This is a genomic window from Pseudomonas sp. xss_2 (assembly GCF_043104195.1).
Taxonomy (GTDB): domain Bacteria; phylum Pseudomonadota; class Gammaproteobacteria; order Pseudomonadales; family Pseudomonadaceae; genus Aquipseudomonas; species Aquipseudomonas urmiensis.
In genome coordinates, this window is sequence record NZ_JBICKL010000102.1 from 31323 (window position 1) to 42829 (window position 11507).

Annotated in this window: 10 protein-coding genes; 7 read left to right on the forward strand and 3 right to left on the reverse strand. The window is 63.3% G+C overall.

The genetic code is table 11. The features are described 5' to 3' along the window. The first annotated feature begins 187 nt into the window (after positions 1-187). Genes waaF through ACF8K2_RS24285 form a run of 7 tightly spaced genes read left to right on the forward strand, consistent with a single transcriptional unit; the run spans position 188 to position 7148 of the window. Positions 188-1237: a lipopolysaccharide heptosyltransferase II gene (gene waaF, locus ACF8K2_RS24255; protein WP_392468182.1), complete on the forward strand. Its 1050-nt coding sequence runs from the start codon at positions 188-190 to the stop codon at positions 1235-1237. Then, positions 1238-2296 (forward strand): lipopolysaccharide heptosyltransferase I, encoded by a 1059-nt coding sequence (waaC, locus tag ACF8K2_RS24260; protein WP_392468184.1) that lies wholly within the window; start codon positions 1238-1240, stop codon positions 2294-2296. Further along, entirely contained in the window at positions 2296-3420 is a 1125-nt protein-coding gene (locus ACF8K2_RS24265) for a glycosyltransferase family 4 protein (protein WP_392468186.1), read from the forward strand. Before waaC ends, ACF8K2_RS24265 begins: the two co-directional genes overlap by 1 nt. Then, positions 3417-4223, forward strand: a complete 807-nt coding sequence (gene rfaP, locus ACF8K2_RS24270; protein WP_392468188.1) for a lipopolysaccharide core heptose(I) kinase RfaP — start codon at positions 3417-3419, stop codon at positions 4221-4223. The genes ACF8K2_RS24265 and rfaP overlap by 4 nt, the downstream gene beginning before the upstream one ends. Next, on the forward strand, positions 4223-4957 hold the full coding sequence (locus ACF8K2_RS24275; RefSeq protein WP_392468190.1) for a lipopolysaccharide kinase InaA family protein: 735 nt from the start codon (positions 4223-4225) through the stop codon (positions 4955-4957). The genes rfaP and ACF8K2_RS24275 overlap by 1 nt, the downstream gene beginning before the upstream one ends. Continuing rightward, positions 4954-5706, forward strand: coding sequence for a lipopolysaccharide kinase InaA family protein (locus tag ACF8K2_RS24280; protein WP_186552734.1), 753 nt, complete (start codon positions 4954-4956; stop codon positions 5704-5706). Before ACF8K2_RS24275 ends, ACF8K2_RS24280 begins: the two co-directional genes overlap by 4 nt. Beyond that, entirely contained in the window at positions 5706-7148 is a 1443-nt protein-coding gene (locus tag ACF8K2_RS24285; RefSeq protein WP_392468193.1) for a lipopolysaccharide kinase InaA family protein, read from the forward strand. Before ACF8K2_RS24280 ends, ACF8K2_RS24285 begins: the two co-directional genes overlap by 1 nt. Here ACF8K2_RS24285 and ACF8K2_RS24290 read toward each other — a convergent pair. The 3 genes from ACF8K2_RS24290 to ACF8K2_RS24300 form a co-directional block, all read right to left on the reverse strand. Beyond that, positions 7121-10126 carry a dermonecrotic toxin domain-containing protein gene (locus ACF8K2_RS24290; protein WP_392468194.1) on the reverse strand — a complete coding sequence of 1002 codons (3006 nt, stop codon included), beginning with the start codon at positions 10124-10126 and terminating at the stop codon, positions 7121-7123. The genes ACF8K2_RS24285 and ACF8K2_RS24290 overlap by 28 nt on opposite strands. Before the next feature lie 71 nt (positions 10127-10197). Then, on the reverse strand, positions 10198-10374 hold the full coding sequence (locus ACF8K2_RS24295) for a hypothetical protein (protein WP_392468197.1): 177 nt from the start codon (positions 10372-10374) through the stop codon (positions 10198-10200). Beyond that, positions 10371-11483 carry a PepSY-associated TM helix domain-containing protein gene (locus tag ACF8K2_RS24300; RefSeq protein WP_392468200.1) on the reverse strand — a complete coding sequence of 371 codons (1113 nt, stop codon included), beginning with the start codon at positions 11481-11483 and terminating at the stop codon, positions 10371-10373. Before ACF8K2_RS24300 ends, ACF8K2_RS24295 begins: the two co-directional genes overlap by 4 nt. Positions 11484-11507 lie beyond the last annotated feature (24 nt).

An 11507-nucleotide genomic window follows, 5' to 3' on the forward strand; every position in this document is an offset into this window, starting at 1 on the left:
TGCACGCCATATAGCCTGAATATAAAGAGGGATGGCTCGCCTCGAAGCCCGCGCGAGCGGTTTGCGTGGGAGCGGGCTTGACCGGCGATGGCGTCGTCACACAACGATGCTATCGCCGGGCAAGCCCGTTGCCATGTCAGCCGTTGCCGCAAGGTATGGGTTATCCCCGAGCGTTTCTGGACAAAGCATGAGAATACTGATCATTGGCCCCAGCTGGGTCGGCGACATGGTAATGGCGCAAACGCTGTTCCACTGCCTGAAGCAGCAGCACCCCGAATGCGTGATCGACGTGCTGGCGCCCGAGTGGAGCCGGCCGATCCTTGAGCGTATGCCTGAAGTACGCCAGGCCCTGAGCTTCCCGCTTGGCCACGGCGCACTTGAGCTGGCGACGCGCCGGCGCATCGGCAAATCCCTGGCTGGCCAGTACGACCAGGCGATCCTGTTGCCCAACTCGCTCAAGTCGGCGCTGGTGCCGTACTTCGCGGGTATCCCCAAGCGCACCGGCTGGCGCGGGGAGATGCGCTACCTGCTACTCAACGATGTGCGCAAGCTCGATAAAGAGCGTTATCCGCTGATGATCGAGCGCTTCATGGCCCTGGCCTATACGCCGGGCGCCGAGTTGCCTCAACCGTACCCGCGACCGACCTTGCAGATCGAAGCCGCCAGCCGTGAAGCCGCCCTGGCCAAATTCGGCTTGAGCCTGGATCGCCCGGTGCTGGCGTTGTGCCCAGGTGCCGAGTTTGGCGAAGCCAAGCGCTGGCCGGCCGAGCATTACGCTGAAGTTGCCGATGCGATGATTCGCCAAGGCTGGCAAGTCTGGCTGTTCGGCTCGAAGAACGACCACCCGGTGGGTGAGTCGATCCGCGACCGGTTGATTCCGGGGCTGCGTGAAGAATCGAGCAACCTGGCAGGCGAAACTTCGCTGGCCGAAGCCATCGATTTGATGTCCTGCGCCGACGCGGTGGTGTCCAACGATTCGGGCCTGATGCACGTGGCCGCTGCGTTGAACCGCCCGCTGGTGGCAGTCTACGGCTCGACCTCGCCGGGCTTCACCCCGCCGTTGGCCGAGCAGGTCGAGGTGGTGCGCCTGGGCCTGGATTGCAGCCCATGCTTCGACCGGACCTGCCGGTTCGGCCACTACAACTGCCTGCGCCTGTTGGAGCCTGGCAAGGTCATCGCTGCCTTGCAGCACCTGGCCGGGCCGAACCTGATCGATACCGTGGCTGAGGTCGACTAAGTGCGGGTGCTGATCATCAAGACATCTTCGCTGGGGGATGTCATCCATACCTTGCCAGCGCTCACCGATGCCGCCCACGCCATCCCCGGGATTCGTTTCGACTGGGTGGTGGAGGAGGGCTTCGCCGAGATCCCCAGCTGGCACCCGGCGGTCGACCAGGTCATCCCGGTGGCGATCCGTCGCTGGCGCAAGAATATCTGGCAGACCCTCAAGAGCGGCGAGTGGAAGGCCTTCAAGCAGCGCGTGCGTGAGCGCAAATACGACCTGGTGATCGATGCCCAGGGCCTGGTCAAGTCGGCCTGGCTGACCCGCTACGTCAAGGCGCCGGTGGCAGGGCTCGATCGCTTCTCTGCGCGCGAAGGCTGGGCCAGTCGTTTCTATGACCGGCCGCTGTCGGTCGCGGTTGGCCAGCACGCCGTCGAGCGTGTGCGCCAGCTGTTCGCCCTGGCCTTGGCCTATGACTTGCCGGAAGGCATCGGCAACTACGGCCTGGACCTCGATCGTCTGCAATTGCCGCCGGCAGCCCCCTACGTGGTGTTCCTGCATGGCACCACCTGGGCCACCAAGCACTGGCCGGAAGCCTATTGGCGCGAATTGGCCGAGCGCATGGGCCGGCGCAACCTCAAGGTGTGCCTGCCCTGGGGTAACCCAGCCGAGAAGGCGCGCGCCGAGCGCATCGCCCAGGGCTTGAATAACTGCCAGGTACTGCCCAAGTTGAACCTGGTCGGCGTGGCCCGCGTACTGGCGGCCGCCAAGGCCTGCGTGGCAGTGGACACCGGCCTGGGCCATCTGGCCGCGGCGCTGGATGTGCCGACCATCTCGCTGTTTGGCCCCACCAACCCTGGTTTGACCGGCGCCTATGGACGTGTCCAGGTCCACCAGGCGAGCGACTTCCCCTGCGCGCCTTGCCTGCAGAAGAAGTGCACCTACAAACCGAGCGCCGAGGATCTGCGCCGGTTCGATCTCAAACGCGAGTGGCCGCTGTGCTTCACTCGCCTGAATCCCGAGCATGTGGCGAGCCGCTTGAGCGCGTTGCTGCTGGCTGAGGATGTTCGTTGATGCAACTGGCTTTCGTGCTTTACAAATACTTCCCCTTCGGCGGGCTGCAGCGTGACTTCATGCGCATTGCCCTTGAGTGCCAGAAGCGTGGCCATCAGATCCGGGTCTACACCCTGATCTGGGAAGGGGACATTCCACCAGGCTTCGAAGTACTGGTGGCGCCGGTCAAGGCGCTGTTCAACCATCGGCGCAACGAGAAGCTAAGCGCCTGGATGCAAGCTGACCTGGCCAAGCGCCCGGTCGATCGCCTGATTGGCTTCAACAAGATGCCGGGCCTGGACGTCTACTACGCCGCCGACGGCTGCTTCGAAGACAAGGCGCAGACCCTGCGCGGTGGCCTGTACCGGCGCTGGGGCCGCTACCGGCATTTTGCCGAATACGAGCGAGCGGTGTTCGCCCGCGATGCACGCACCGAGATCCTGATGATTTCCGAGGTGCAGCAACCGCTGTTCATCAAGCATTACGACACCCCGGTGGAGCGTTTCCACCTGCTGCCGCCGGGTATCTCCCAGGACCGCCGCGCGCCAGACAACGCCGCTGAGATTCGCGCGCAGTTTCGCCAGGAGTTCAACCTGGGCGCTGACGACTTGTTGCTGGTACAGATCGGCTCGGGGTTCAAGACCAAGGGCGTCGACCGCAGTCTCAAGGCGCTGGCCTCGTTGCCTTCGGCCCTGCGCAAGCGCACCCGGCTGATGGTCATCGGCCAGGACGACCCCAAGGTGTTCCAGCTGCAAAGTGCGACCCTGGGCCTGGGCGAGCAAGTGCAGTTCCTCAAGGGGCGCAGCGACATTCCGCGCTTCCTGCTCGGCGCCGATATGCTGATCCACCCGGCCTACAACGAGAACACTGGCACGGTGCTGCTCGAAGCGCTGGTCGCCGGGCTGCCGGTGCTGGTCTCGAAAGTATGCGGTTATGCCCATTACATCGCCGAGGCCGATAGCGGCCTGGTGCTGGATGAGCCGTTCGAGCAGGAGCAGCTCAACCGCTACCTGCAACGCATGCTCGAAGATCCCGAGGCCCGCGCCGCCTGGTCGCGCAATGGCCTGGCATTTGCCGACAGCGCCGACCTCTACAGCATGCCGCAGCACGCTGCCGATGTGATCCTCAACCAGGAGCACGCATGAAGCTGATACTGGCTGAACCGTTCAAACGCCTGTGGGCCGGGCGCGATGCCTTCGAGGCCGTCGAAGGCCTGCAAGGTGAAGTGTTCCGCGAGCTCGAAGGGCGCCGCACGCTGCGCACCGAAGTCGAAGGCGAGGGCTATTTCGTCAAGATCCACCGCGGCATCGGCTGGGGCGAGATCTTCAAGAACCTGTTCAGCGCCAAGCTGCCGGTGTTGGGTGCCGGCCAGGAATGGCGGGCCATCCAGCGCCTGCACGAAGTCGGCGTGCCGACCATGACCGCCGTCGCCTATGGCGAGCGCGGCAGCAATCCTGCCACCCAGCATTCGTTCATCGTCACCCAAGAGCTGGCGCCGACCATCAGCCTGGAAGATTTCAGCCTGGACTGGGTCAAGCAGCCGCCGCTGCCGCGCCTCAAGCATGCGCTGATCGCCGAAGTGGCGAAGATGACCGGCGGCATGCACCGCGCCGGGGTCAACCACCGCGACTGCTACATCTGCCACTTTCTGTTGCACACCGATCGCCCGGTCACGCCAGAAGATCTGAAGTTGTCGGTGATCGACCTGCACCGTGCCCAGACCCGGGCCAGCATCAGCCGCCGTTGGCGCGACAAGGACCTGGCCGCGCTGTACTTCTCGGCGCTGGACATCGGCCTGACCCACCGCGACAAGCTGCGCTTTTTGCGCGGCTATTTCCAGCGCCCGTTACGCCAGATTCTGGCTGACGAGGCCGCGCTGCTCGCCTGGCTCGAACGCAAGGCGCAGAAACTCTACGATCGCAAACAACGCTATGGGGATGCGCTCTGATGGCGGGTTGGACACTGGCGCCGGGCTATGAATCGCTGGCGGCGGATTTTGGCAGTATCGAGGCGGTGTTCGCGCTGCAGGGCGAACGCCTGACCAGCGACCCACTCAGTGAAGTGGTGCGCATCGAGCGTGGCGGGGTCAATTACTACGTCAAACGCTACACTGGGGCCGGCAAGCACATGCGCCGCTACCTGGGGCGGCCGCGAATCAAGGCCGAGTGGCAGAACCTCAAGCAGTTCGCCAAGTGGGGCATCCCCACTGCCGAGGTGGTGGCCTGGGGCCTGGAGCGCAAGGGCCTGGCCTTTGGCCGTGGGGCGATGATCACCCGTGAGTTGCCGCGTACCGAGGATTTGTCGGAGCTGGCCAAACACAATGATCCGCGCCTGGCCGATCGCGCCTGGGTCGATCACGTCAGCCGGCAGCTGGCGCGGCACACCCGGGTGATGCACGATCACCACTTCACCCATAACGACCTGAAGTGGCGCAATCTGTTGGTAGATGACCAGGGCACGCTATTCTTCATCGATTGTCCGACCGGTGACTTCTGGCGTGGCTTCATGCTCCGCCATCGGGTCATCAAGGACCTGGCCTGCCTGGACAAGGTTGCCAAGTACCACCTTTCGGCCACCCAGCGCCTGCGTTTCTATCTGCAGTACCGCGGGCATCAACGGCTCAATGCCCGCGACAAGCAACGGGTGCGCGAAGTGGTGCGCTTTTTCGAGGGAAGGGAATGACCGATTACCTGGCCAGCGGCGATCTTGCGCTGCTGCAGCGCCACGGCCTGAACGATTTCGAAGCGCTGTGGGCGCTGCAACTGGACGCCGTGGACGAACCCAATACCGGCCGTGGCGGCTGGAGCAGCGTGTTTCGCCTGGAGCTCGAGGGCAAGGGCTACTACCTCAAGCGCCAGTGCGATTACCTCACGCGGACCCTGCACCGGCCGTTCGGCGAGCCGACCTTCGCCCGCGAATTTCGCAATATCAGCCGCTACCAAAAGCTCAAGATCCCGGCCTTGCAAGCGGTGTTCTATGGCGAGCGCAAGAGCAAGGGCCAGCACCGCGCGATTCTCATGACCCGTGCCCTGGACGAGTGGAGCGACCTGGACAGCTTGCTCGAGCAATGGCCGCTGCTGGCTGCCGAGAAGCGCCTAGGAATTCTCCAGGCCTGTGGTCAGCTGGCGCGCACCCTGCACGCCGCGGGGCAGGTGCATGGCTGCTTCTATCCCAAGCACATCTTCCTGCGTGAGCGCCGCGAAGGCTGGCAAGCGCAGCTGATCGACCTGGAAAAGACCCGCCCACTGCTGCTGGGCATGCGTGACCGGCTCAAGGACCTGGAGCCACTGCTGCGTCGCACCCGCGCCTGGAGCGAGGGTGATGTGCGCAGCATGCTGGCCGCCTATCTTGAGCAGCCCGCCGACAGCCCGTTGGTGGCGACCTGGCTGCAGCGCCTGGTGCGCCGCCGTCGTGAAAAAGAGGCACGTTGATGCGTTTGTCTGAATTGAAAGCGGCCGGGCGCAGCCCGGCTTTGCCGCTGAGCGTGACCCTGGCCGACGCCGCAGGCAGTGCCGAGCTGCAACTGCTCAGCTTGTTGCGCGTGCTGCCCGGCCAGCGTTACGTCGGTGCAGGTATCTGGCGCGGCACTCCGGTGCTGGCCAAGCTGTTGGTCGGCAACAACGCTGCCCGGCATTTCCAGCGTGAGCTCGAAGGCGTCAAGCTGATGGCTGCACAGGGCCTGACCACCCCGCAACTGCTGGCCGACGGCCTTAAGGAAGGCGAGGGCGGCTGGTTGCTGTTCGAGTTCCTCGAAGGCGCCGAGAGCTTGGGCGATGCCTGGGCCGAAGTCGAAGCGCTGCCGCCGTTGGCCGACGAGCAGCACCTGGTGCTCGGCGAGGCACTGACTGCGGTGGCGCAGATGCATGCCAAAGGCCTCTGGCAAACGGACTTGCACCTGGACAACTTGTTGCGTCACAACGGCCGCCTGTACCTGATCGACGGCGCCGGGATCAAAGCCGAGACGCCAGGGCAAAACCTCTCGCGCCAGCGCGTGCTGGAAAACCTTGGGGTGTTCTTCGCCCAGTTGCCCAAGCGCCTGGAGCCGTTTATCGAAGAGTTGCTGGTGCACTATCTGCTGGCTAACGGCGAGCATGCGCTGCCCTTGGAAGCCCTGCAAAAGCAGGTCGACAAGGTCCGTGCCTGGCGCCTGAAGGATTACCTGGATAAGGCCGGTCGCGAGTGCACCCTGTTCAGCGTGCAGCGTACCCTGTCTGGCCTGCGGGCGATCCGCCGGCCGGAAGTCGAGGCCATGCTACCGGTGCTGGAGCAGGCCGACGCCTTGATCGACCAGGGCCATCTGTACAAAACCGGCGGCGCGGCCAGTGTCGCCCGGGTCGAGGTAGAGGGGCGCAAGTTGGTGCTCAAACGCTACAACATCAAGAACACCGCGCACTGGTTCAAGCGCTTCTGGCGTCCGAGCCGGGCCTGGCATTCGTGGATCGAGGCGCATCGCCTGACATTTCTCGACATCGCCACGCCCAAGCCGCTGGCGGTGCTCGAACAACGGGTCATGGGCCTGCGCAGTCGTGCCTACCTGGTGACCGAATATGCCGATGGGCCAGACCTGATCGAGTGCTTCAAGCCCTATATCGACAGTGGTGATGCACCCCAAGAGCAGCTGCAGGCACTGGTCCACCTCATGCAGCAACTGATCCGCGAGCGCATCAGCCATGGCGACATGAAGGGCCACAACCTGTTCTGGCAGAACGGCCAGTGGTCGCTGATCGATCTCGACGCCATGTGCCAGCACGCCACCCAGCTCAGCTTCGCTGCGGCCTACTCCCGCGATCGAGCGCGGATGCTGCGCAACTGGCCCAGTGGCAGTGCCCTGCATCAACGTATCGATCAGCTGCTGCCAAGGCTTGCCGAGTAAGCTGCCGGAAGCGCCAGCCAGTCGCTGCTGCGGCCGGTTTGGCGCACCCGGATGCGCCACTGGTCATCTTGCCAGCGCAGTACCGCCCAAGCGGCAACGCTGCCTCGCAGGCTTTCAGGCATTACCAGGTGGTAGTGGCTTTTGAGCAGATGGCGGCGCACGGAAAACTGATTCGCTCCCAGCTGCACATAGAGCTGAGAATTCTCTTCAAACAGGTTTTCATCGTCTGCGTCAGCAACACCGTGCAGGGCAGATGTCAGGCGGCAGTCGTCCAGTAGTTGCTGGAGATCAGGCAGCCCGTCGTGCCAGAGCAGCGGTGAATCAACCACCCAACTGCCATCCAGACAGCGCTTGATCGGCAGCCGCAGATAGGCGTTGGGCAAGTCTGGATCGATGGCGCGCCAGCGCGTCCCGTCGAAGGTGACGTTGAAGTAGCGTCCAAGGTTGTCTTTCACGAAGTACTGAGACAGACCTGGGCTTGTCGATCTCTTCTCATAGACGGCTTCGCCGTGAGGTGCATCGATGCGGTAGCGTAAGCTGGCAACTTCGGGTGTCGCTTCGTAATGGGTGGGTATTGGCACCGGCGGTGGCTTTGGCAGACCGCGCATTGCGCGACGCATCAGCCCTGAGCCCGTCATGTCGTTAAGGCCCGACGTTGCGTGCCCAAGCGCAGCGACGGCGTGATGCAGTGCGCCGCTATGGTCATCTGCTTCGAACGCTTCAAACCCGTCCCAGATGGAAATGCTCATACGTCCGAACGCCAGCGCGATCGAGCCCGCTTGCGGCAGCACAAGAGTGACGATATCCAGCAGAAGCCTGAGCAGATTGACCGAGTACTCACCCAGCAACTCCTGGTTGCTGCGGGTCACCCGGTCAGTTTCAGCCATCATGTAGTTCACCTCGGCCCGGTAGCTGGCCTGGTAAAGGTCGCCGGTGATGGTCTGAAGCTTGATATGCGAGCCCAGACGCCCTTTTAGCAGCAGGTTTTCCAAGGCTTTGCCGTTGCCCAAGGGCAAACGCTGCAAGACATAGCGACGCAGCCCTGCATCATTGCGCACGGCACGGATCATCGCCCGGGCATTGGTGTATTCACGCCATGGGCGACGGTCCGGTGCGTCGGGGCAGTAGACCACGATGCGGTTCGAGTTCTCGGGAGAGACCAGTAACAGCACGCCCTGCAGGGTCTGCTCCTGAATCAGCATCTGACGCACGATCACTTGTTGCTCGTTGTAATGTGGGCGGGTATGGCTATCGGGTGCGTGGACCACAGTGCTCGCCCAGCCATACCCTTGTTCGAACGTATCGCGCTGAAAGTGGCCTGCGTAGCGTGCCTTTACCGCCTCGGCATTCATCCGCGCGCGGTTGAGTTGGCCATGGGCTTGCTGGCGCCATCGACCCTGCGGCGAATCGAGCAGTTGGGTACGCAGATAAGCCTGATAACCGCTGCCAGCGTTCAAGTGTCGAATGATCTGTTTGACCCTCAGCGGGGTAAGCGCCGGTAAGACCTGGTCGGTGTCCAGGTGCACCCGGGCGGTCAGCCAGTAATCGACATCGAACCAAGCGATATTGAGCAGTGCCAGCTCGTCCAGCCGATAGGTGTGGTTGACCAGTTCGACGGTGCTGCCTGCCTGCGGGCGACTGACCACAGGAATGTAGCCACTGCTGTCGAGCGGATTGGGCAGAGGGCCGACTCGGCGCGCCAGGGTCACGCTAATGCGAACATCTTGTGGGTCAGTATCGATGCCAGGGTCGCGTCGCAAGAACTCGCGCAGACGCGCCCGCACCCAGGCCATCAACGAGTGGCGCTGGTTGAACTGCTCCAGGGTGAGGATGCCCGGCGCGGCGGCTGCCTGAATGGCTGCGACTTGTTCCTGCATCGCTTGCATGATGTGCGCAACACCTTGTTGGCTGGTAGTGCGCAACCAGTTGGGCAAGTGTTGTTCCAGCAGCAGCCCGTAGCGAGTGGCCAGAGGGCCCTGGCTGCTCAGCTCATGGCGCAGATCCAGGCTGGTGGCCAGTTCGGCGTCGAGCCGCTCGATGTCACGCTGCAGGCCGCGTCCGAACGCGTTCTGCCAGGCCAGTGTCAAACGCTGTGCATGGGCGTTGCGAATAGCCAATGCCTGTGACTGTGCAAGGTCTTCGCTATACCAGTCATAACGCAGGCGCTCAGCTCGGTAAGTACGCCGCTGTTGCTCAGGCTCGACCAGCAGTTTGCACAGGGGGGCGTTCTGTTGTTGATCTTCGAGACGTTCGCATAGCTCCACATGCAGCTCGGCAAGGCTGTCGAATGCCTCGATGCCATGCGCGATACTACACAGAATCACGCGACCGACCGGCTCTTGATCATCGAGCAAGCGCCCCTCCGGACCTTGTTCAGTCAGGATCAATACACCTGGTAAATGGCTGCGCCAGTGCGGCGCTGTGCCGCAAAGCAGCGGGCGATACAGCTGAGGGCGGCGGGTGGCTGGCAGGTGACGGCGTTGCCAGGGCAGCGCCAACTCAAGGCAAGTGGTGAGCACCTGAGCATGTTCTGGCGAGAGGGTCTGGTCACTGAGGCGTAAGCGTACTTCGGTGAATAATTGTTCGCGGCGCAAAGAGGCCACGCGGACTTCACGGCTCAGCCCCTTGCTGTCGCGTTCCAGCCAATAGCTTGCCAGATCGGCATGCAGTGTCTGGCGAATTGTTGTGCAAAAGCTACCGATCCGCGTACTGAAATCGCCCGGCAGGCGCAGCTGCGGGTAGGCATCATGCCGGGCTTGAGTGGCGACTGGCAGCGTGAAGGTACCGCCGTCGAACAAGTGCAAACCAACCAGGTCCAGTAGCCGCCAACGGCCAAAGTGGAGGGTGCGGGCGGTGATACTCAGCGCTGGAAAGAGGCTCGCCAGACACTGGTTGAGGTGGTGTTCAACACCAGGTAATGGCGGCACTAGGGCGGGCAGTTTGGCGTCGAGTGCCTGGAGCAGCAGCAGCGGCGTCACGCGGTATCTCCATGGGTGAGGGTGACCCATGTTGCCGCGAAGTTACCAGGTCTTGGCGTTACCCAGATACCTCAGCGCCGCAGCAGAGCACGTATGCCCAGCCATGCAGGAACGCCCAGCCCAACCCAGGACAGCCCATCCCACCAGCCGTCACCGAGCAACGCGGCGAACAATCCTAGGGCGCCGAGCAAGCCAATCAGAGCCGGCCAGGCGAAGATCCGTGCGGTCGCTTGCGACTTGTGGCTCATGCCTTGGCCTCACGGGGTTTGCGCTGCTTGGCGAGCCACAGGTACAGGCCGCTGCCGAGAACGATGATGGTCAGGACATCGAGCAGCGCCCAGAGGACTTGCATCGGTCGTCCGCCATAGTCGCCAAAGTGCAGTGGCTGCGACAGACCGAGGGCATCCATGTACCACGGTCGGTCGCCGACTGCGGTGACCTCAAGGGTCTTGGCGTCGATCAGTACTGGGGTGAACAGGTGCGAGGTCAGGTGGCTGGCACCTTTCATGAACACCGCATAGTGGTGCTCACTGGAGAAGCGCGTGCCGGGAAAGGCAATGAAGTCGGGGTGCATGCCAGGCGCTGCGTGTTCGGCGATTTCCAGCAGGCGACTGGCGGGGGCACGTTCTGTCAGCGCTGGCGCATTGCGGTAGGGCGCGACCATGGCCGTCAAACTTTCGTTGCGCCAGGCAGCGATCACCAGGTCGGCGCAGGCGCTGATCACACCGGTGACTCCGACCACCAGCGCCCAGGTCAGGGTGACCACGCCGATCAGGTTATGCAGGTCGAGCCAACGCAGCCGGCGTGACTTGTCCCGGCGCACCGTGGCGAACTCCAGGCGACGCATGAAGGGCGCGTAGAGCACGGTGCCGGAGATGATCGCCAAGACGAACAGCACGCCCATGAACGCTAGCCAGAGTTTGCCGGGCAGGCCGGCGAACATGTCCACGTGCAGGCGCAGCAGGGTCATCATCAAGCCGCCATTGGCCGCAGGCATGGCAACCGCCTCGCCGGTACGGGCGTCGAGCATGAAGGTGTGCGAGTCGTTAGGGTCGCTGGCCGCGCTGGCGGCGGTGATGGCGATCACGCCGTTGGGCTCGTCCTCGTCATAGCCGAAATACTGCATGACCTCGCCGGGACGATGTTGCTCGGCTTTGAGCACCAACTGCTGTAGATCCAGGTGCGGGGTGTCGGCGGGCATTTGCCGCAGCTCAGGGGCATCGCCGAGCAGGTGTTCCAGCTCGTGGTGGAAGATCAGTGGCAGGCCGGTGAGTGCCAGCAACAGCAAGAACAGCGTACAGATCAGGCTGCTCCAGGTGTGGATCGCGGACCAGCGGCGGATGGTTTGGCTTTTCATCACGGAGGCTCTTGTGTCGCCTGC